The following is a 20,083-nucleotide window of genomic DNA, read 5'->3' on the forward strand; positions in this document are numbered from 1 at the left end:
CCGCGTCTCCGCAGGTCAGCAAGGTGCTGACCTGCGGAAACGGCGTGCGATCGACCGGCGTTCCGACAGGTCGGAGGTGCTCCTACAGGTCGTAGTACAGCTCGAACTCGTGCGGGTGCGGGCGCAGGGCGATCGGGGCGATCTCGTTGGTGCGCTTGAAGTCGATCCAGGTCTCGATCAGGTCGGGCGTGAAGACGTTGCCCGCGAGCAGGTACTCGTGGTCCGCCTCCAGGGCCTCCAGCACGGCCGGGAGCGAGGACGGCACCTGCGGCACGTTGGCGTGCTCCTCGGGGGCCAGCTCGTAGAGGTCCTTGTCGACCGGCTGCAGCGGCTCGATCTTGTTCTTGATGCCGTCGAGGCCGGCCATCAGCATCGCGGCGAACGCGAGGTACGGGTTGGACGACGGGTCCGGCGCGCGGAACTCGATGCGCTTGGCCTTGGCGTTGGAGCCGGTGATCGGGATCCGGATCGCGGCCGAGCGGTTGCGCTGCGAGTACACCAGGTTGACCGGCGCCTCGAAGCCGGGCACCAGGCGGTGGTAGGAGTTCACCGACGGGTTGGTGAAGGCGAGCAGCGAGGGGGCGTGCTTGAGCAGCCCGCCGATGTAGTAGCGGGCGGTGTCGGAGAGCCCGGCGTAGCCCTGCTCGTCGTAGAAGAGCGGCGAGCCCTCGGTCCACAGGGACTGGTGGACGTGCATGCCCGAGCCGTTGTCGCCGAAGATCGGCTTCGGCATGAAGGTGGCCGTCTTGCCGTTGCGCCAGGCGACGTTCTTGATGATGTACTTGAACAGCATCAGGTCGTCGGCCGCGTGCAGCAGCGTGTTGAACTTGTAGTTGATCTCCGCCTGGCCGGCCGTGCCCACCTCGTGGTGCTGGCGCTCGACCTCCAGTCCGGCCGCGGCCAGCTCCAGCGACATCTCGGCGCGCAGGTCGGCGAAGTGGTCGACGGGCGGGATCGGGAAGTAGCCGCCCTTGTACTTGACCTTGTAGCCGCGCACGTCGCCCTCGGCGGAGCCGCTGTTCCAGGCGCCGGCCTCGGAGTCGATGTGGTAGTACGACGCGTTGGCGCTGGTGTCGAAGCGCACCGAGTCGAAGACGTAGAACTCGGCCTCGGGGCCGAAGAACGCGGTGTCGGCGATGCCGGAGGAGGCGAGGTACGCCTCGGCCTTCTTCGCGACGTTGCGCGGGTCACGGCTGTAGGCCTCGCCGGTGACCGGGTCCTGGATGAAGAAGTTGATGTTGAGGTGCTTGTCCCTGCGGAACGGGTCGAGCCGGGCCGTGGCCAGGTCCGGGACGAGTGCCATGTCGGACTCGTGGATGGCCTGGAAGCCGCGGATCGACGAACCGTCGAACATCAGGGTCTCGGACGGGTCGAAGGTCGCCGCGGGCACGGAGAAGTGCTGCATGACGCCCGGGAGATCGCAGAACCGGACGTCGATGAACTTGACATCGTTCTCCTGAATGAACTGCTTCACTTCGGCGGCGTTGTTGAACATTCATCCTCCTCGGCGTGCGAATGGGCCTCACCCTAGGAATGGGCCGTTTCCAACCGGTGACCCGGTCGTTTCCTGAATGTTAACCGCCGTCCTCCGGCGGGCGGCAAAGTCGTATGCTCCGGGGCAAAATGCCACGCCCGCCCGGATCGCGGACGTCGAGTGGTCTGGACCACCTGGGAAGCCCCGGGAGGCGCGATTCACCCTCCGGGGGAGCCGGTGCCGGGCCGGGGTGTCCGCCCGGTTAGTGTGGATTCGTGGACACCAGAGAAGCGTTGGGATCGTGGATCGACGGCCCGAAGGCGGCCGCCGAGAAGATGGGTGCCGACTTCGGCCACCGCGGTGAGCGCCTCGGACTGCCCCGGGAGGGCACCGGCTCGATCGCCGGTCCGGGCCGGCGCCTGGGCGCGCTGTTCGTCGACGGCTGGCTGGTCGCCCTGGTGGCCTACGGGTTGCTCGGCAAGGGCTCCCCGGCCTCGGCCAACCTGTGGACCACCCCGCTGTTCTTCGCCGTCACCGTGCTGCTGCTCGCCACCACGGGGACGACCGTGGGCAAGCGGCTGTTCGGCCTGCGGGTGGTCCGCCTGGACGGTCGCCGCGCGACCATCCCGCAGGTGCTGCTGCGCACCCTGCTGCTCTGCCTGGTGGTGCCGGCCCTGGTCTGGGACCGCGACACCCGCGGGCTGCACGACAAGGCGGTCGGCACGGTCGAGGTCCGCATCTAGGGCGTACGGCCCGGTCCGGCGCGTACGGCCCGGCCGCCGGGCACCCCGTCATCCGGGCAGCCGCCCGGATGACGAAGCCGGCGAACGCTCCCCGGCCGGCGAGCCGGCGACGACCTCGAACGATGAACGGCCCCGCCGCGGACGCTCCGCGGCGGGGCCGTTCATGTCGATGGGGGAGGGGGTCAGCGGACCTGGCCACCCTTGGGCATCCGGGCACCCTTGGGCATCGGGCCCTTGGGGATCGGCGCCTTGGAGAGCAGGTCGCCCAGCGCGCGGAGACGGTCGTTGGTCTCGGTGACCTGGGCGGGCGTGATCGCTCGGGGCAGTCGCATCAGGTGGATCTGCAGCTTCTTGAGCGGAATCTCGCCCTCGCCGGTGCCCACCACGATGTCGTGCACCGGTACGTCGCCGACGACCCGGGCCATCTTCTTCTTCTCGGACGCCAGCAGCTGGCGGACCCGGTTCGGGTTGCCCTCGCCGATCAGCGCGATGCCGGCCCGGCCCACGGCGCGGTAGACCGCGTCCTGGTTGCGGGTGACCGCCACCGGGGTGGAACTCGCGCTCCACCCTCGCTTGATGTTGTTCAGTACCGCCGCCACGGCCCCCGGCTGCCCTTCCATCTGCCCGAACGCGGCGCGTTCGGCCCGGCGCCCGAAGACGATCGCCATGGCCAGGAAGGCCACGATGAAGCCCAGGATGCCCAGATAGACCGGGTGGTCGATTGCGAAGCCGATGGCGAGGAACACGCCGAAGGTCAGCAGGCCGACGCCGGCGATGATCAGGCCGATCTTGGTGTCGACCTTCTTGGTCATGGTGTAAGCCAGGCGGATCTGCTTCAGTCGCCCGGGGTTCTCGGATGTTTCCCTCGCCATAACGCTCATGGTACGTGCCGTGGGTACGGGATAACCAAGCCCGGGTACCCGTTCGCCCCGAACCGTGACCCGGGTGCCCCAGGACGAACGCGCACAGTGGCTGTTCCGGGGTCGTTCCGGACCGAGGGTCCGGGTGGAGGTCCGGGTCGGGGTCAGCGGCGCGCGGACTCCACCGCGGGGCCGCCCGGCAGGGCGTCGCGCTCGCGGTCGGCCGCGTAGCGGCGGTTCTCGCAGACCGCGGCCCAGGCGTTGCGCCGGGCCTGTCGCTGCCCGCCCGCGAGCAGCACACTCTCGGCCAGCCGCAGCGCGGTGCCCATCGACCGGATGCCGACCTGCATGTCGAACAGCTCCTCTTGTGGCGGAAATGATTCGAACGCTTCCATCCTCACCACCCCGTGTTACCAGCCCGTGACCTGCCAGTCAAAGCCCGGTGAACCCGAAGGGGCGGAGCCGAAGCTCCGCCCCTCAGATGGCTCAAACCGAGCGGTGGCCGGCGCGGCCCACGGTCGGCGCGACCCGCGTTCCGGCCGGCCCGCGATCGGTCCGGCCCGCGATCAGACCGCCGTCGCCCGCGCGCGGTGCTCCAGCGCCTGCCGGTACAGCCGCCCGGCGCGGTACGAGGACCGCACCAGCGGGCCGGACATGACCCCGGCGAAGCCGAGCTCCTCGGCCTCCTGCTGCAGCTCGACGAACTCGTGCGGCTTCACCCAGCGCTCCACCGGGTGGTGGCGCAGCGAGGGGCGCAGGTACTGGGTGATGGTGATCAGCTCGCAGCCGGCGCCCACCAGGTCGGCCAGCGCCTGGCTGACCTCCTCGCGGGTCTCACCCATGCCCAGGATCAGGTTGGACTTGGTCACCAGTCCGGCCGCGCGGGCCTGGGTGATGACGTCCAGCGAGCGCTCGTAGCGGAACGCGGGGCGGATCCGCTTGAAGATCCGCGGCACCGTCTCGACGTTGTGGGCCAGCACCTCGGGGCGGGACGAGAAGACCTCGGCCAGCTGCTCCGGCACCGCGTTGAAGTCGGGGATCAGCAGCTCGACGCCGGTGCGGCCGCTCTCGCGGCCGGCGGTCAGCGCGTGCACCTGGCGCACCGTCTCGGCGTACAGCCAGGAGCCGCCGTCCTCCAGGTCGTCGCGGGCGACGCCGGTGATGGTGGCGTAGTTGAGGTCCATGGTCACGATGGACTCGGCGACCCGGCGCGGCTCGTCACGGTCGAAGTCGGCGGGCTTGCCGGTGTCGATCTGACAGAAGTCGCAGCGGCGGGTGCACTGGTCACCGCCGATGAGGAAGGTCGCCTCGCGGTCCTCCCAGCACTCGAAGATGTTGGGGCAGCCGGCCTCCTGGCAGACCGTGTGCAGCCCTTCCTTCTTCACCAGCGACTGGAGGGCGTTGTACTCCGGCCCCATCTTCGCGCGGGTCTTGATCCACTCAGGCTTCCGCTCGATGGGGGTCTCGCTGTTGCGGACCTCCAGGCGGAGCAGCTTCCTGCCGTCGGGTGCGACAGCGGACACGTGCGACTCCTAGAACTAGACGGGGTACCCCCAGGGTACGCCTGTGCTTGTACGGCCTTCGCCGGGCCCGTGGCCCGCAAACGCAGGGCAACGCCGCTACCGGCGGGTAGATTCCCGGGTGGCGCGGTCGTCCCGCGCCCGGGTTCGGACTCAGCGGCCGAGTGCCGGTTCCGGCAGCTCGGCGAACACCTCCGCCAAGCGCTTCTCGACCACGGACAGCGCCTCGCCGACCCCGAAGTCCCGCGCCAGCTCACCGGAGAGCGAGGCCACGCCCGCGTCCCGGATCCCGCACGGCACGATCCGGTCGAACCAGGTCATGTCGGGATTGCAGTTCAGCGCGAAGCCGTGCATCGTCACCCCGCGCGAGACCCGGACGCCGATCGCGGCGAGCTTGCGGTCGTCGCCGCGCTGCCCGGCGTTGGACGGCGCGTACTCGGGGCCGGCCAGGCGCGGGTCGAGGCCCAGCGGCAGGCCCATCCGCAGGGTCAGCTTGCCCATGTCGACCACCTGCGCCGGGTCCACCACCGCGTCGGGGATGGTCGCGCCCAGCACCCAGACCCCGCTGCGGCCCTCGATCCGGGTGGTCTCCACGCCGAATTCGCCGCAGGCCCGGATCAGGGCCTCCTCCAGCCGGCGCACGTAGGCGACGACGTCCATCGGCTCGGGGAGCTTGACGATCGGGTAGCCGACCAGCTGGCCGGGACCGTGCCAGGTGATCTCGCCGCCCCGGTTCACCTCGACCACCGGGGTGCCGTCCAGCGGCAGGTCGGCCGGGTTGGTGCGGCGGCCCATCGTGTACACCGGCGGGTGCTCCAGCAGCAGCACGGTGTCGGGGATCTCGTCCGCGACCCGCAGGGCGTGCAGCCGCTGCTGCTCCTCCCAGGCCTCCTGGTAGGGCACGGCGGCCTCGCCGGTGCCCAGACGCACGAACCGTACGTTCCCGCTCATGCGCCCACCTCGTTGCGCTCTGTGGCCACTGCTGCTCCTTGCCAGGCGTTCGAGACCAACCTCGCCACTGTACGCCCGAGCCGCTTTCGGCCGTTCAGGTGCCCGAGGGTCCCCGCGGGTGCCCGAGCGGGACCGAGCGGGACCGAGCGGGACCGGGGGGCGCGGCGGGCGCGTGCGCCCGGGCCCGGCCGCGGCGGTTCAGGTGCCCGCGAGCAGTTGGAGGCGCAGCGCCAGCTGGAGCTCCAGCGAGCGCTCGGGGTGGTTCCAGTCCCGGCCGAGCAGCACCTCGACCCGGTCCAGCCGCTGCACCACGGTGTTCACGTGGACGTGCAGCTCGTCCTTGGCGCGGGTCAGGCTGCCCCCGCAGTCGAAGTAGGCGCGCAGGGTGCGGACGAGTTCGGTGCCGCGCCGGGCGTCGTAGTCCAGCAGCGGACCGAGCGTCGCGCCGACGAAGCCGTCCACGTCGTGGCCGTCGCCGAGCAGGACGCCCAGGAAGCCGAGGGCGCGGGCCGAGGCGCCGTCCCCGGCCCGGCCGAGCACCCGCAGGGCCCGGACGCAGCGCAGGCCCTCGGCGTACGAGGAGGCCAGCGCGACCGGCCCGGCGGCCGGGCGGCCGACACCCACCGTGACCGGGAACCCGGCCAGCCGGGCGAGCCGCTCGGCGGCCAGTTCGGCCACCTGCTGGGCGACCGCCGCGCCACCCGCCGCGCCCGCGCCACCCGCCGCGGCCCGCGTCGGGCCGGCGGCGCCCGCCGGACCGGTCGCCGAGCCGTCGTCCGGGAGCAGCAGGACCACGGCCTCGCCGTGCTCCGCGCTGATGCCGCGCGAGCCGAACAGGTACCGCCCGGCGGCGCCCGCCAGCCGGGCGCGGTCGGTCGTCGCGCTGCCGGGGGCGCCGGCCGGTTCGGCGACCAGCACCAGGTGCGGGCGGCCGAGGTCCACGCCGAGCCGGCGGCCGCGCGCGGTCAGACCGGCCGGGTCGCGGTCGGCGGCGGTCAGCAGGTCGGCGAGCAGTTCGCCGCGCACCCGGTTCTCGGTCTCGGCCACCGAGCGGCGCAGCAGCAGGAGCAGCGCGGTGACCACACTGGCCCGTTCGAACAGCCGCCGGTCGGCGTCCTCCAGACCGGGCCGACCGCGCAGCACCAGCGTCCCCAGCGGCTCCTGGCCGGCCAGCACGGCGCAGACCCAGTCCTCGCCGTGCCGCACCGAGCGGCCCTCGGCCCGGGAGGCGGCGACCGCCTCGGCCAGCCCCTCGGCGGGCCCTGCCCGGCCGGCCAGCGGGTCGCCCTCGGAGTCCAGTACGGCTATCTCGCCGCCCAGCAGGGCGGCCACCGCGGCGGCGACGTCCGGTACCTCGGCGCCGCGCAGGACGAGGTCGGTGAGCCGGTCGTGGCCCTGTTCGGCCCGCTGGACTGCGGCGGAGTGGGCCCGGATCAGCTCGTTGGCGCTGTTCAGCTCGGCCAGCGCGGCCCGGGTGCCGGCCAGCGACCCGGCGGTGTCCAGCGCGATCGCGGCGTGCGCGGCCAGCGAGCAGAGCAGCGCGACCTCGTCGGGGGAGAAGGCGCGCGGGGAGCGGTCGGCGGCGAACAGCACCCCGATCACCCGGCCGCCGAGCAGCAGCGGCACCCCGATGATCGCGACCAGGCCCTCGTCCAGGACGCCCGCGTCGATCGTGCCGGTGTGGTGGAACCGTTCGTCGGTGCGGTAGTCGGGGGTGGCGTACGGGCGGGCGGTCTGGGCGACCAGGCCGCCGAGGCCGTCGCCCAGGCTCAGCCGCAGGGTCTGGAAGAGCACCGAGACCGAGCCGTCGGTGACCCGCATGTAGGTGTCGCCGGCGGCCTCGTCCGGGAGCGTCAGATAGGCGGTGTCGGTGCCGAGCAGCAGCCGGGCCCGGCGGACGATCGCCTGCAGCACGGTGTCCAGGTCCCGGGAGGCGGCGAGGTCGCCGGCGGTGTCGAAGAGCGCGGTCAGTTCGGCCTCGCGGCGCCGGTGCTGACGCAGGGTCCGGTGCACCCGCAGTGCCTGCCAGGTGGCGTCGTCGATCTCGCTCAGCACGGCGGCCGGTGCCCCGCGGCGGCGCGCGTCGGCCAGGACGTCGGCGAAGTCCTCGGTGGCCGCGCCGGAGGCGAGGAGGTCGAGCAGCCGTCGCAGCGCCGGTGCCGCGCCGGTCTCGGGACAGGGGTCGTTCACGGTACGGCCGCCAATCGGCAGTGGGTCTCCGGCCCCCGGGGCACCAAGGACGGGAGCGCGATCCTAGCGGCTCGGCCCCGGCGGGCGCGGGTGGCCGGCGTTCCCCGGGGGACGGGCGCCGGCCACCGGTTCGTCAGGCCCTCGCGGCCTTGGTGACCACGGTGTCCTGCGGCGCGTCCGCCGCCGGGGCCGCCGCCGGGGCCGCCGCCGGGGCCGCCGCCGGGGCCGCCGCCGGAGCCGCCGCCGGAACGGCCCCGGACGCGGCCCCGGATCCGGTTTCGGCTCCGGCCCCCGATTCGGCTCCGGGCTCGGTCAGGTCCCGGCCGCGGGTCTCCCGGGCGCAGAGCACCGCGAGGACGGTGATCACCGCGGCGACGGCCACGTACACGGCGATCGGCGTCGAGCTGCCGTAGTCCTTGAGCAGCGCCGTCGCGATCAGCGGCGCCGGCGCGCCGGCCGCCACCGAGGCGAACTGGGCGCCGATGGAGGCCCCCGAGTACCGCATCCGGGTCGCGAACATCTCGGAGAAGAAGGCCGCCTGCGGCGCGTACATCGCGCTGTGGAAGACCAGCCCGACGGTCACCGCCAGCAGCAGCGAGCCGAACGACCTGGTGTCCACCAGCCCGAAGAAGACGAACGCCCAGACCCCGACGCCGACCGCGCCCACCAGGTACACCGGTTTGCGCCCGACCCGGTCGGAGAGCGCCCCGAACACCGGGATCAGCGCGAACTGGATCGCGGAGGCGATCAGCACCGCGTTCAGCGCGGTCTGCTTCGGCAGGTGCACCTGGGTCACCGCGTACGCCAGCACAAAGGTGGTCATCACGTAGTACGAGATGTTCTCCGCCATCCGGGCGCCCATCGCCACCAGCACCTCCCGCCAGTGGTGCTTCAGCACCGCCACCAGCGGGGGCTGCTCCACCGCCCGGCCCGCCTCCTTGCGGGCCTCGGCGGCGGCCAGCGCCTGCTGGAACAGCGGGGACTCGTCCACCGCCAGCCGGATCCACATCCCGACCGCCACCAGCACCGCCGACAGCAGGAACGGCACCCGCCAGCCCCAGGACAGGAAGGTGGCGTCCGACTGCACGGTGGTCAGCAGCGACAGCACGCCCGCCGCCAGCAGGTTGCCCGCGGGGGCGCCGCCCTGCGGCCAGGAGGCCCAGAACCCGCGCCGCCGCGCGTCCCCGTGCTCGGAGACCAGCAGCACCGCGCCGCCCCACTCGCCGCCGAGCGCGAAGCCCTGCACCAGCCGCAGCACGGTCAGCAGCACCGGTGCGGTGGCGCCGATCTGGTGGTACGTCGGGAGCAGGCCGATCAGCGTGGTCGAGCCGCCCATCAGCAGCAGGCTCACCACCAGCAGCTTCTTGCGGCCGACCCGGTCGCCGAAGTGCCCGAACACCAGCGCGCCGAGCGGCCGGGCGGCGAAGCCGATCGCATAGGTGAGGAAGGCGAGCAGCGTCCCGGTCAGCGGATCGCTGGCGGGGAAGAACACCTTGCCGAAGACGAGCGCGGCAGCCGTGCCGTACAGGAAGTAGTCGTACCACTCGATGGTGGTGCCGATGAGACTGGCGCCGACCACCTTCCACAGGGGGGAGCCTGGTCTCGCGACGGCGGGGGAACTGGCCATGGGTGGGGTCACCTCGAAGGGGGGAGTGTGGTGAGAGGGCATCAGCGGGCCGTCCAGCCGCCGTCGACGGGGAGGCTGGCGCCGGTGATGTAGGAGGCGTGCGCGCAGCAGAGCCAGACGGCCAGCTGCGCCACCTCCTCGGGTTCGATCAGCCGCTTGACGGCGGTGCGGTCGAGCATGATCTGCTCCACCACCTCGTCCTCGCGGATGCCGTGCGCCAGCGCCTGGTCGGCGATCTGCCGCTCCACCAGCGGGGTGCGGACGTATCCCGGGTTGATGCAGTTGCTGGTGACGCCGTACGGCGCGCCTTCCAGCGCGACCGTCTTGCTCAACCCCTCCAGCGCGTGCTTCGCCGTCACGTAGGCCGACTTGAAGGCGCTGGCCCGCAGGCCGTGGACGGAGGAGATGTTGACCACCCGCCCCCAGTCCTGCGCGTACATGTGCGGCAGGGTGCGGCGCAGGATGCGGAACGGGGCCTCGACCATCACCCGCTGGATCTGGGTGAAGCGGTCGAGCGGGAACTCGTGGACGGGCGCGACGTGCTGGAGGCCGGCGTTGTTGACCACGATGTCGGCGTCGTGCGGCAGCGCCTCCACCGCCTCCGGGTCGGCGAGGTCGGCGACGTGGGCCACGCCGCCGATCCGGTCGGCGACCTCCCGGGCCGGGGCGGCCGCGAGGTCGACGACGTAGACCCGGGCGCCGGCCTCGGCGAAGGCCTCGGCGCAGGCCCGGCCGATGCCCGAGGCGGCCCCGGTGACCAGGGCCGTGCGGCCGTCGAGCGGGCGGGCTGAAGTGGTGTCCATGGCCGAGAACGCTAGGAATCCGGCGGCCCCGATCCCATGTGGTGGGGCACCACAGTGACCGGGTCCGCTGTGGTGGTCACGGCTACGGCGGTCGATCGGCGGTTCGGCCGCCCCAGGCCAAACCCGTGCTGTCCGGGCTTCCCCACAATGGGCGCCGATGCTTCACCCGTTCGGAGGATTGCTCGGTCAGAACCGCCCATAGCGCCCGAATGCTCGCTACATTCACGCCGATTCCCGACAGGGGGCGCCGCCACAGGCAGCCGAAGTGCTGGTGGAGCCGGTGCGGCGTCCGAGAGGTGTTGACTGACTATGCCCCAACGGCCTGCAACCGACAGCCCGGCGTACGGACCGCTCGACCCGCTCGACCAGCACCGGGGCCCGGTCGGCCGGGCCCTTCCGGACGCCCCCGACGCCCCGGCCGCCGACGAACCGCGGCTGCCCGCGCAGGTCACGACCGCACGGCAGCGCAGCGCCCCGGCGCCCTCGGACGCGCCGGTCGCGCCCGCGCCGCCCCCGGCGCCCGCCCATGCCGGTCCGGCCCCGCAGAACGGCCAGCTGGCCGCCCTGATCGAGGAGGCCGGCTTCTCGCACGCCGGCCTGGCCCGCCGGGTGGACCAGCTCGGTCTGGAGCACGGTCTGGACCTGCGGTACGACAAGACCTCCGTGACCCGTTGGCTCCGCGGCCAGCAGCCGCGCGGCGCCACCCCGGCGCTGATCGCCGAGGTGTTCACCCGCCGGCTGGGCCGTCGCCTCACCGCCCAGGACCTCGGTCTGGACGCCTGCGCCCCGGTCTACGCCGGTCTGGAGTTCGCCGAGACACCGCAGGAGGCGGTGGACATCGTGGCGAGCATGTGGCGCAAGGACAACGGCCCGCAGTCCGAGCTGCGCCGGATCGCCTTCACCCCGGCCGGTCTGGTCGTCCCCAGCCGGGACTGGCTGATCGGCCGCACCGACGAGCGGGTCGCCCGGGACGGCTCCACCCTGCCCCGGCCCGACACCGCCGCGGCGGCGGCGCCCGGCGGGTCGGCCGCGCCCGGAGCGACCGCCGCACCCACGGCGCGCGGTACGGCGCCCGGCGCGCCCGGCGCGCCCGCCGGGCCCTCCGCGCAGTCCGCCCGGAGCGCCGCCGGTACGGCGGCCTCCTCGGCCCCCGCCGCCGCCTCGTCCGGCGCGGTCCCGTCCGGCGCGGCCGGTGCGCTCGGCCGGGTGCCGACCCAGAGCCGCCGTCCGCCCGTCGCCGTCGAGCCGCCGTACACCGACCCGGCCCGCGAGCCGAGGCCGGCGCTGCGGGTCGGCCGGGGCGACATCGCCGCCATCCGCGCGGTCGGAGACCTCTTCCGCGCGCTGGACCACGCCTACGGCGGCGGCCACGCCCGCCAGGCGCTGGTCCGCTACCTGGAGAGCGAGGCCGAGCCGATGCTGCGCGGCCGCTACGGCGAGCAGATCGGGCGGGCGCTCTTCGGCGCCGTCGCCGACCTGACCAGGCTGGCGGGCTGGACGTCCTTCGACATCGCCGCCCACGGCCTGGCCCAGCGCTACTTCGTTCAGGCGCTGCGGCTCTCCCAGGCGGCGGGGGACCGCGCGCTCGGAGGCTACATCCTGGTGACGATGAGCCAGCAGGCCGTGCACCTCGGCCACGGCCGGGAGGCGGTCCAGCTGGCCCGGGTCGCCCAGCAGGGCGTGGGCACCGCCGTACCGCCCACCGTGCAGTCGCTGCTGCACGCCGCCGAGGCGCGCGGGCACGGACTGCTCGGGGACGTGCGCTCCTGCACCACCGCGCTGGTGCGCTCCGAGCGGGCCCTGGCCGGGGCCCGGGCCGGCGACGAACTGCCCTCCTGGGCACGGTACTTCGACGAGGCACAGCTCTCCGACGAGTTCGCCCACTGCTACCGGGACCTCCAGCAGTGGCGGACGTCGGCCCAGCACGCCGAGAAGTCGCTGCGGCTGCGCTCACCCGCCTACGCCCGCAGCCGGATCTTCTGCCGGATGGTGCTGGCCACCGCCCGGCTCGGCATGGGGGACTTGGACGAGGCCTGCACCATGGCCACCGACGCGCTGCGGGCGGCCGGAGAGATGCGGTCGGCCCGTTCGCTGGAGTACGTCCGGGACTTCCACCGCCGGCTCACCCCCTACCGGGGCAGCCCGGTGGCCCGCGCCTTCGAGGAGACGGCGCGCCAGGCGGGGGTGATCTGACGGCGGGGCCCGCCGCGGTTACCAGCTCTCGGCGTTGACGCGCTGCCGGTCGCCCTCGGCGGCCGGCGGGCGGACGGTCCCGCGCAGCCGCTGGGCCACCAGCGGGAAGGCGAGGACGGAGAGCATGCCGGCGCCGACCAGCGCGGCCGCGGTGGAGGACGGCAGGTGCCCGGCGTCCACCTCGATGGTGGTGATGACCACGACCAGCGGCAGCGCGGTCGCGCCGAACAGGCCGAGCGCGGCCCGGTCGCGCCGGCCGAGTCCGAGCGGGGCCAGGAGGGCGGCCGGCAGTCCCCGCACGACCAGGAGCAGCAGCAGGAAGACGGGGACGAGCAGCAGGGTGCCCGGATCCCGGAGCAGTGCCTCCAGGTCGAACTTCATCCCGCTGACCACGAAGAACACCGGGACGAGGAAGCCGAAGCCGATTCCCTCCAGCTTGGCCTCGATGACCTCCTCCTCGGCCTCGGGCACGTCGGCGAGCAGCAGGTGGGAGACGATCCCGGCGGTGAAGGCGCCGAGCAGCATGTCCAGATCGAGCCAGATCGCGGCGGACACCATCGCGGCGAGCACCAGGACCACCGTGCGGATCGCGAACTGGCCGGAGGTGCGCAGGGTCCGCCGGATCAGCCGGGTCATCCAGTCCGGCCGGGGCCGGCGGGCGTAGCCGACGGCGGCCGCCGTGATCGCCGCGAAGGTGCCCAGGATCACGGCGGTCCGGACCGGGCTGTTGCCGCTGAGCAGGATCGCGATCGCGATGATCGGCCCGAACTCGCCGACCGCGCCGGTGGCCATCACCAGCGAGCCGAACGGGGTCGGCAGCTCCCCGGAGTCCCGCAGGATCGGCAGGATGGTGCCGAGCGCGGTGGTGGTGAGCGCGAGCCCGGCGAAGGCGCCGTTCAGCGGGTCCCGGTTGACCATCGCGCCCACGCCGAGCGCTACCACCAGGGACACCAGCCACGCGGCGCCCGCCCGTTTCAGCGGGCCGCCGCGCAGCTTGGCGAAGTCGATCTCGTAACCGGCCAGGAACATCAGCATCGCCAGGCCGAACTCGGAGAGCGCGTCGACCAGGCCGCTGACCTGGGCCCAGTTCAGGACGTCGGGTCCGATCAGCACGCCGAGCACGATCTCGAACACCACCGTGGGGACGGCGATCCACCGCAGCAGCCGGTCGGCGAGCAGCGGCGCGGCCACGGCGGCGACCGGGATCAGGACCAGGGCGAGCGGGTCGACCGTGCAGTCGGCGCTCACCGGGCGACGGGTCGATGGCTCTGGACGGAAAGCATCCGATTAGCGGTCATATCGGCATACTGGCACGTTGCAGTGTGCCGCCTCGGCAGCCCGCCGGTCGCGTGTTACGCAGCCGCTTCCGACTCCCGGGCGACGACCGGCAGTCCGAGGTCGCGCACGACCGCCTCCGCCGCCCGCCGCCCCGAGACCAGCGCGCCCTGGGCGCTGCTGGTGTCCCGGTGGTCGCCGCAGACGTACAGCCCGGCCAGCAGCCGCACCGGGCGCCGGTTGTTGTGCGGCGGCGGCATGGCGGGCACCGCGTCCGGGACGTGGCGCACGCTCAGGAACTGCCACCCCTTGGTCGGGGCGCCGTACAGCTCCGCCAGTCGTGCGCGGACGGCGGGCTCCAGCGCGGCGGGCCCGCCGGAGTCGAAGGAGCGCCGCCCCAGTACCGTCGTGGCGACCAGCGCCTGTCCGGCCGGGGCGTACGAGGAGTGCAGCTCGCTGAGCACCAGGGAGTGCGAGACCAGCGGCGGGTGTCCGTTCGGCCGGTCGCCGTCCAGCAGCAGCACGGCCTCGCCGATGGGCGCCCGGTCGGTCGCGTGGTAGAAGGTCGTGACGGGGTGGAAGTCCGGCAGTCGCAGTCCGGGCAGCAGGCCGGCGGCGGAGCGCGCGTCGGTCGCCACCACGACGGCCTGGGCCCCGATCCGGCCGTGTCCGGCGGTCTCCACGCCGTCGGCCGCGATCGAGGTGACCCGCACGCCGGTCCGCAGGGTGCCGACCGGCAGGGCGGCGGCCACCTGGGCCGGCACGGCCGCGAGCCCGTCGGCGGGCAGACAGAGCCGGCCGCGCGCGTAGCAGCGCAGCACCAGGTCGGCGATCCGGCTGCTGGTGCCCAGGGCCGGGTCGCTGAGCAGGGCGCCGAGCAGCGGCCGCAGGAAGCCGTCGACGGTGCGCGGTGCGAGGCCGCGTTCGCCGAGCGCGCGGGCGGTGGTGGTCTCCGGCCGGGACTGCAGCCGGCCGGCCGGGGTGGCGGCGAGCCGGCCGAGCCAGTTGCCCAGTCGGGCCTTGTCCAGCGGACTGCCGAGCGGCGCCCGCGAGGCCGCCTGCCGGGCGGCGGTCACCTGCGGGTCCCCGGCGCGGTACCGGCGACCGCCGCTGTGCACGAGCACGCCGGGCGCGAGCGGCCGCAGACCGAGCCGGTCCAGGTCGAGGGCACGGTTCAGTTCGGGGTACGCGGTGTTCAACAGCTGGCTGCCGTGGTCGAGCCGGAACCCGTCCAGTTCGCGGGTGGCCATCCGGCCGCCGATCCGGCCCGAGGCCTCCAGGACCTGGACGGTCAGGCCGCGGCCGGTGAGCGCGCGGGCGGCGGCCAGGCCCGCGAGTCCGGCGCCCACCACGACGACGTCCGGATCGGACTGTCGGCGGGTGCGGCGAGTGAAGTCGTATGTGGGCACTGGCGTGCTCCCTCCCTGGTCCCGGAGCTTCGGCCGACGCAGGCAGCGGGGTGCCGGGACACGGTCCGACGGTGTGATGCCCAGTCAGTGCGAGCGTCAGACAAGCACACCGGGCCCGATCCGGGCCCCGGAGACGGTTCGACAGCGTGCGGTGCGGATGTGGTCACGCACGGTGTGCGCAACCGGCCGCCTTCCGGGTCGGCGGGCGCGTACGGTCACCAGGGGCGTGCGGCGCGCCCGTTGCGTGCTCCCGTGCGCCCCCTGCCGGAGCCCCGCCCGGCTCCGCTCGGCATATGCCTCCGGCCAGCGCGAATGCCGTAGCGGGCGTACGCGGGACCGCCGGGGCGGGGTGCCGCACCGGGAGCAGCCGGCCTACCGCACCCGCCCGCCCGGCGCGCACCCCCGCCGCCCCGGTCCCGGGGTGCCGGCGCCGCCGGCCCCGGCGCAGGGCCGCCCCGCCGCTACCGGGCCGCCCGCGCCGCCACAGGGCCCGCCCCACCGCTACAGGGCCGCCCGCACCGCCGAGTCCACCTCCGGGTGGGTGAAGCGGAAGCCGGCCTCCAGCAGCCGCCGCGGCACCACCCGGTGACTGCCGACCACCTCGACCGCCAGCTCGCCCAGCACCGCGGTGAGCACCGCCTCCGGCACCGGGAACGGCGTCGGCCGCTTCAGCACCCGGCCGAGCGCCGCCGTCAGCTCGGCGTTGGTGACCGGCTCCGGCGCGCTGAGGTTGAACGCGCCGCTCAGGTCCTCCCGGTCGAGCAGGAACCGCAGCGCCGCGACCTCGTCGGCCAGGGAGATGAAGCTCCAGTACTGCCGCCCGTCGCCGAGCCGACCGCCGAGCCCGAGGCGGAACAGCGGGAAGAGCCGGCCGCCGGCCCCGCCGGCGGCGGAGAGCACCAGTCCGGTTCGCGGGTGGACCACCCGGATCCCGGCCCGCTCGGCGGGCCGGGCGGCGGCCTCCCACTCGACGCAGACCTCGGCCAGGAAGTCGTCCCCGGCGGGGGAGTCCTCGTCGATCACCGCGTCCCCGGTCTGCCCGTAGAAGCCGACCGCCGAGGCGCTGACGAAGACCTTCGGCGGCTCCTTGAGCTCCGCCAGTGCCACGGCCAGCGTCTCGGTGCCGAGGACCCGGCTCTCCCGGATCTCCCGCTTGTACGCGTCCGTCCACCGGCGGTCGCCGACCCCGGCGCCCGCCAGGTGCACCACCGCCTCGACGCCCGCCAGTCCGGCCCGGTCGACCTGTCCCAGCAGCGGATTCCAGCCGATCGCCGTCGTCCCGTCCGGACGCGGCCCGGTTCTGGAGCGGTGCCGGACCAGCCGGACCACCTCGTGGCCGTCGGCGAGCAGCGAGCGGACGAGTGTCGAGCCGATCAATCCCGTGGATCCTGTGACCGCGATGCGCATGGGGTCATCCTGGCACCTCCCGGTGCCGGGAATTCCGTGTACGCCCCGGGCGCCGCTGATTAGCATGGCGCGCATGCACGACGAAGATCTGATCATCCGTCCCGCGCAGGACGAGGACGAGAAGGAGCTCGCCGAGCTCAACCGGGCCGCCTGGTCCTGGCAGAGCGAGGTCGCCCCGCGGCCGGCCGAGGACGCCGGGGTGTTCGACGAGCGCCACTCCCCGGACCAGTTCCTGGTGGCGCTGCTCGGCGGGCGGATCGTCGGCTACATCCGGGTGGTGCCGCCCACTCCGCTCGCCAGCAACCGCCATGTGCGGCAGATCCAGGGCCTGGCGGTCTCCGCCGCGGCCCGCGGCCGGGGCATCGGCCGGGCGCTGGTGGAGGCGGGCTGCGTGGCTGCCCGGGAGCAGGGCGCGCGCCGGATCACCCTGCGCGTGCTGGGGCACAACTCCCCGGCCCGCCGCCTCTACGAGGCCTGCGGCTTCGTGGTCGAGGGATCGCTCGCCGAGGAGTTCCTGATCGACGGCCGGTACGTGGACGACATCTGGATGGCCCGCTCGCTGGCGGTCTGAGCCTGCCCCGTCCGCCCGCGTCGCGCCTCACGCGCCACGGCACCCGTCACCCGCCGCCCCCGTGCGCAGGTTGCTGACGTGGCGTCAGATCGGGTGCGAGGGTGGTGCAGACTCGTGACAGAACCAACCGGTCTGGAGCGGCGCCGCGCCGGGTACCGTACGGCCGTGAGCAACTCGACGCCTCCCGGGTGGTACCCGGTACCGGGTGCGGACGGCACGGCCGGTCATGAGCGCTGGTGGGACGGCACCGCCTGGACCAGTGACGTCCGCCCCGTCCAGGCGGGCGGCGGCGGGCTCGCCGACGCCCCGACCCAGGTCTCCTGGCAGACCACGACACCGCCGGCCCCCGCCTCCCCGCCGCCCTCCTACGGCTACGGCGCCCCGCAGCAGCCCGCGCCCGGCTACGGCGCCCCGCAGCAGCCCGCGCCCGGCTACGGCTACCCGACGCAGGGCCAGCAGGGCTACGGCTATCCGCAGGGCGGCTACCCGCCACCGCCCCCGCAGTCCGGCCGGATGAAGCCGGGCGTGGTCGTCGCGATCGTGGCCGGCGTGCTGGCCGTGGTCGGCGTGGTGGCCGCGATCGCCCTCAACAGCGGCGGCGATCCCAAGGCCGACCCGCCACCCGTGCCGACGGTCACCGTCACCGACACCCCCAGCCCGACGCCGACCCCCCGTCCGACCACGCGCACCCCGACCCCCACCCCGGTGCCCAGCCTGCCGCCGGTGCCGGTGGTCAAGGACACCGCCACCGACGCCCAGCACGCCATCACGGTGCCGATCTTCCAGGGCTGGGACTCCCAGACCGACACCACGCACTCGACGGTCTTCCTGGGCAACGGCCGGTACACCTGCCCCAGCGGCGGCTCCTGCATCAGGGGGCAGTTCTCGGTGGAGAAGGACACCATCGCGGGGTCCTCCGCCCGCGCGGCGGCCGAGGCGGCGATGCCGGCCTACGCGGCGGCGATCTTCACCGGGATCACCTCGCACACCGATGCCGGCTCGGCGAGCACCACGGTGGCGGGTGTCTCCGGCTACGCGGTGCGGTGGCACATCACCACCTCGGACGGCACCAAGGGCTACATCCTGCTGGCGGCCGTCCCCGCGAAGGGCGGCGGCTACGTGGCCTTCGAGGGCGGGGTGGACGACGCCGCGGGCGCGCCCGACCCGACCGTGCTCGACCAGATCCTCAAGGGCATCAAGCAGGACGGCAGCGCCTCCGGCTCCGGGACCTGAGCCACCCGCTCGCACGGTGGCCGGCCCGGTCCCCGGGTGCCCGAGCCGCCGGTCGGTCAGTCCCCGTAGCGCTCCCAGAGCTTGGGGAACCGTTTCGCCATGGCGTCCGGGTCGTCGAAGTCCAGGGCGGCACCGGACGCCCGCGCGGGCTGCCGCTCGCCCACCTCGGGCAGCGGCAGTCCGGTCAGCTGCTCGTACGCCTCGTCGGCCGCGTAGCCCAGGTCCTCGGCCTCGCCGTCCTCCTCCTCGTCGAACTCGGGGAGCAGGTCGGCCAGGTCGTCCGGCTCGTGCAGCCCGCCCTCGAACACCTCCCGCCCCTGGCCGATCAGCCAGCAGCGGAAGTAGTCGAAGGAGTCCTCGGAGGCGCCGTCCAGCAACAGGTAGGCCGCGCCCCACAGGTCGGTGCGGTAGGCGCGCTGGAACCGGGCCTCGAAGAGCCGGGCGAAGTCGATGACGTCGTCCGGCGTCAGTTGGACGAGCCGTTCCACCAGCCGTTCCGCCTGCTCGTCCGGGTCGCCCTCGGCGTCCTCCCGGGTGTCGTCGATGATCTGCCAGAAGTCGGTCTCGTCCATCACCGCTCAAGCATCCCTGTTCGCCCGCGCGATCGCATGCGATGGGCCCGGCGAAACGCGGGCGGCGTCGGGCCCGTCACCCGGGCCCGCGGGGCCGGGTGACGGGGGAGGAGAACGCGGAGCCCCGCGCCGTCCTGGGACGACGCGGGGCTCCGTTGTGCCGTGGGCTGCCTTGCGGCCGCTTCCCTACAGGCCGAGCTCGACCTCGAACTCGCCGGCCTCCAGGATCTCCTTGACGGCCACCAGGTAGCGGGCGGCGTCGGCGCCGTCCACCAGGCGGTGGTCGTAGGAGAGCGACAGGTAGGTCATGTCACGGATGCCGATGGCGGTGCCGCCGTCGGCCTCGATGACGACGGGGCGCTTGACGGTCGCGCCGATGCCCAGGATGCCGACCTGGTTCGGCGGGACGATCACGGTGTCGAACAGCGCACCGCGCGAACCGGTGTTGCTGATGGTGAAGGTGGCGCCGGACAGCTCGTCCGGGGTGATCTTGTTGCCGCGCACCTTGCTGGCCAGCTCCGCGGTCTTCTTGGAGATGCCGGCGATGTTGAGGTCGCCCGCACCCTTGATGACCGGGGTCATCAGACCCTTCTCGGAGTCCACCGCGATACCGATGTTCTCGGTGTCGAAGTAGGTGATGGTGCCCTCGGCCTCGTTGATCCGGGCGTTGACGACCGGGTTGGTCTTCAGCGCCTGGGCCGCGGCCTTGACGAAGAACGGCATCGGGGACAGCTTGACGCCCTCGCGGGCGAGGAAGCCGTCCTTGGCCTTGTTGCGCAGCGACATGATCTTGGTGACGTCCACCTCGACCACGCTGGTCAGCTGGGCCTGCTCGTGCAGGGCCTTCAGCATGTTGTCGCCGATGACCTTGCGCATGCGGGTCATCTTGACCGTCTGACCGCGCAGCGGGGACGGCGCGGCGGCGGCCTTCGGCGCGGCGGCCGGGGCGGCGGCGACGGGGGCCGGAACGACCTTCGCGGCCTCGGCGGCGGCGATGACGTCCTGCTTGCGGATGCGACCGCCGACACCGGTGCCGGTGACGGAGGCCAGGGCGACACCCTGCTCGGCGGCGAGCTTGCGCACCAGCGGGGTGACGTAGGCGTCACCGCTGTCGGTGGCCGGCGCGGCGGCGACGGGGGCCGGGGCGGCGACCGGAGCGGCCGGGGCCACCGGAGCCGGAGCGGCGACCGGGGCCGGGGCAGCGACCGGGGCCGGCGCGGCCACGGGCGCCGGCGCGGCGACCGGAGCCGGGGCG

Annotated in this window: 17 protein-coding genes; 4 read left to right on the forward strand and 13 right to left on the reverse strand. The window is 73.8% G+C overall.

Features of this window, described 5'->3' with window-relative positions; genetic code table 11:
* Positions 1 to 82: 82 nt before the first annotated feature.
* The gene (gene glnA / locus ACFXHB_RS28625) at positions 83 to 1,495 is read right to left on the reverse strand and encodes a type I glutamate--ammonia ligase (RefSeq protein ID WP_380577553.1); all 1,413 of its coding nucleotides are present in this window, start codon (positions 1,493 to 1,495) and stop codon (positions 83 to 85) included.
* A 254-nt stretch (positions 1,496 to 1,749) separates the two neighbouring features.
* Between glnA and ACFXHB_RS28630 the strand changes: the two genes are divergently transcribed.
* Positions 1,750 to 2,217, forward strand: a complete 468-nt coding sequence (locus ACFXHB_RS28630) for an RDD family protein (RefSeq protein WP_380577554.1) — start codon at positions 1,750 to 1,752, stop codon at positions 2,215 to 2,217.
* 182 nt (positions 2,218 to 2,399) lie between these two features.
* Here ACFXHB_RS28630 and ACFXHB_RS28635 read toward each other — a convergent pair whose 3' ends face one another.
* From ACFXHB_RS28635 to ACFXHB_RS28665, 7 genes are all read right to left on the reverse strand, one after another.
* Positions 2,400 to 3,089 carry a DUF4191 domain-containing protein gene (locus tag ACFXHB_RS28635; protein WP_360627933.1) on the reverse strand — a complete coding sequence of 230 codons (690 nt, stop codon included), beginning with the start codon at positions 3,087 to 3,089 and terminating at the stop codon, positions 2,400 to 2,402.
* Positions 3,090 to 3,241: 152 nt separating this feature from the next.
* The gene (locus ACFXHB_RS28640) at positions 3,242 to 3,472 is read right to left on the reverse strand and encodes a hypothetical protein (protein ID WP_380577555.1); all 231 of its coding nucleotides are present in this window, start codon (positions 3,470 to 3,472) and stop codon (positions 3,242 to 3,244) included.
* A gap of 171 nt (positions 3,473 to 3,643) precedes the next feature.
* Positions 3,644 to 4,600 carry a lipoyl synthase gene (locus tag ACFXHB_RS28645; RefSeq protein WP_380577556.1) on the reverse strand — a complete coding sequence of 319 codons (957 nt, stop codon included), beginning with the start codon at positions 4,598 to 4,600 and terminating at the stop codon, positions 3,644 to 3,646.
* A 150-nt stretch (positions 4,601 to 4,750) separates the two neighbouring features.
* On the reverse strand, positions 4,751 to 5,548 hold the full coding sequence (gene lipB / locus ACFXHB_RS28650; RefSeq protein WP_380577557.1) for a lipoyl(octanoyl) transferase LipB: 798 nt from the start codon (positions 5,546 to 5,548) through the stop codon (positions 4,751 to 4,753).
* Positions 5,549 to 5,746: 198 nt separating this feature from the next.
* Positions 5,747 to 7,738: a helix-turn-helix domain-containing protein gene (locus ACFXHB_RS28655; protein ID WP_380577558.1), complete on the reverse strand. Its 1,992-nt coding sequence runs from the start codon at positions 7,736 to 7,738 to the stop codon at positions 5,747 to 5,749.
* A 133-nt stretch (positions 7,739 to 7,871) separates the two neighbouring features.
* On the reverse strand, positions 7,872 to 9,365 hold the full coding sequence (locus ACFXHB_RS28660) for an MFS transporter (protein ID WP_380577559.1): 1,494 nt from the start codon (positions 9,363 to 9,365) through the stop codon (positions 7,872 to 7,874).
* Positions 9,366 to 9,406: 41 nt separating this feature from the next.
* Positions 9,407 to 10,168 carry a 3-hydroxybutyrate dehydrogenase gene (locus ACFXHB_RS28665; protein WP_380577560.1) on the reverse strand — a complete coding sequence of 254 codons (762 nt, stop codon included), beginning with the start codon at positions 10,166 to 10,168 and terminating at the stop codon, positions 9,407 to 9,409.
* A 309-nt stretch (positions 10,169 to 10,477) separates the two neighbouring features.
* Here ACFXHB_RS28665 and ACFXHB_RS28670 point away from each other — a divergent pair, with 309 nt between their 5' ends.
* Positions 10,478 to 12,361, forward strand: coding sequence for a regulator (locus ACFXHB_RS28670; protein ID WP_380577561.1), 1,884 nt, complete (start codon positions 10,478 to 10,480; stop codon positions 12,359 to 12,361).
* An 18-nt stretch (positions 12,362 to 12,379) separates the two neighbouring features.
* On the opposite strand, the gene ACFXHB_RS28675 is transcribed toward ACFXHB_RS28670, so the two are convergent.
* The 3 genes from ACFXHB_RS28675 to ACFXHB_RS28685 all read right to left on the reverse strand — a co-directional run bounded on the left by ACFXHB_RS28675 (position 12,380) and on the right by ACFXHB_RS28685 (position 16,452).
* Positions 12,380 to 13,609, reverse strand: coding sequence for a cation:proton antiporter (locus ACFXHB_RS28675; RefSeq protein ID WP_380577562.1), 1,230 nt, complete (start codon positions 13,607 to 13,609; stop codon positions 12,380 to 12,382).
* Positions 13,610 to 13,713: 104 nt separating this feature from the next.
* Positions 13,714 to 15,045 carry an NAD(P)/FAD-dependent oxidoreductase gene (locus ACFXHB_RS28680; protein ID WP_380577563.1) on the reverse strand — a complete coding sequence of 444 codons (1,332 nt, stop codon included), beginning with the start codon at positions 15,043 to 15,045 and terminating at the stop codon, positions 13,714 to 13,716.
* A gap of 501 nt (positions 15,046 to 15,546) precedes the next feature.
* Positions 15,547 to 16,452, reverse strand: a complete 906-nt coding sequence (locus ACFXHB_RS28685) for a TIGR01777 family oxidoreductase (protein ID WP_380577564.1) — start codon at positions 16,450 to 16,452, stop codon at positions 15,547 to 15,549.
* 64 nt (positions 16,453 to 16,516) lie between these two features.
* Here ACFXHB_RS28685 and ACFXHB_RS28690 point away from each other — a divergent pair, with 64 nt between their 5' ends.
* Together ACFXHB_RS28690 and ACFXHB_RS28695 are read left to right on the forward strand one after the other, a co-directional pair.
* Positions 16,517 to 17,023 carry a GNAT family N-acetyltransferase gene (locus ACFXHB_RS28690; protein ID WP_380577565.1) on the forward strand — a complete coding sequence of 169 codons (507 nt, stop codon included), beginning with the start codon at positions 16,517 to 16,519 and terminating at the stop codon, positions 17,021 to 17,023.
* 165 nt (positions 17,024 to 17,188) lie between these two features.
* Positions 17,189 to 18,256: a DUF2510 domain-containing protein gene (locus ACFXHB_RS28695; RefSeq protein WP_380577566.1), complete on the forward strand. Its 1,068-nt coding sequence runs from the start codon at positions 17,189 to 17,191 to the stop codon at positions 18,254 to 18,256.
* A 56-nt stretch (positions 18,257 to 18,312) separates the two neighbouring features.
* Here ACFXHB_RS28695 and ACFXHB_RS28700 read toward each other — a convergent pair whose 3' ends face one another.
* Together ACFXHB_RS28700 and sucB are read right to left on the reverse strand one after the other, a co-directional pair.
* Positions 18,313 to 18,828: a DUF4240 domain-containing protein gene (locus tag ACFXHB_RS28700; RefSeq protein ID WP_380577567.1), complete on the reverse strand. Its 516-nt coding sequence runs from the start codon at positions 18,826 to 18,828 to the stop codon at positions 18,313 to 18,315.
* Between the two features lie 186 nt (positions 18,829 to 19,014).
* Positions 19,015 to 20,083 (reverse strand): 2-oxoglutarate dehydrogenase, E2 component, dihydrolipoamide succinyltransferase (gene sucB / locus ACFXHB_RS28705; RefSeq protein ID WP_380577568.1); only part of this gene is annotated, 1,069 nt, incomplete at its 5' end.

It is taken from the genome of Kitasatospora sp. NPDC059327 (assembly GCF_042752535.1).
In the GTDB taxonomy this organism is placed as follows: Bacteria; Actinomycetota; Actinomycetes; order Streptomycetales; family Streptomycetaceae; genus Kitasatospora.

Bases quoted from the DNA above. Each gene is read 5' to 3' on its own strand.
- ACFXHB_RS28685 (WP_380577564.1), bottom strand. From the start codon at position 16,452: ATGCGCATCGCGGTCACAGGATCCACGGGATTGATCGGCTCGACACTC.
- ACFXHB_RS28670 (WP_380577561.1), top strand. From the start codon at position 10,478: ATGCCCCAACGGCCTGCAACCGACAGCCCGGCGTACGGACCGCTCGAC.
- glnA (WP_380577553.1), bottom strand. From the start codon at position 1,495: ATGTTCAACAACGCCGCCGAAGTGAAGCAGTTCATTCAGGAGAACGAT.
- ACFXHB_RS28665 (WP_380577560.1), bottom strand. From the start codon at position 10,168: ATGGACACCACTTCAGCCCGCCCGCTCGACGGCCGCACGGCCCTGGTC.
- ACFXHB_RS28700 (WP_380577567.1), bottom strand. From the start codon at position 18,828: ATGGACGAGACCGACTTCTGGCAGATCATCGACGACACCCGGGAGGAC.
- ACFXHB_RS28690 (WP_380577565.1), top strand. From the start codon at position 16,517: ATGGCGCGCATGCACGACGAAGATCTGATCATCCGTCCCGCGCAGGAC.
- lipB (WP_380577557.1), bottom strand. From the start codon at position 5,548: ATGAGCGGGAACGTACGGTTCGTGCGTCTGGGCACCGGCGAGGCCGCC.
- ACFXHB_RS28660 (WP_380577559.1), bottom strand. From the start codon at position 9,365: ATGGCCAGTTCCCCCGCCGTCGCGAGACCAGGCTCCCCCCTGTGGAAG.
- ACFXHB_RS28635 (WP_360627933.1), bottom strand. From the start codon at position 3,089: ATGGCGAGGGAAACATCCGAGAACCCCGGGCGACTGAAGCAGATCCGC.
- ACFXHB_RS28640 (WP_380577555.1), bottom strand. From the start codon at position 3,472: ATGGAAGCGTTCGAATCATTTCCGCCACAAGAGGAGCTGTTCGACATG.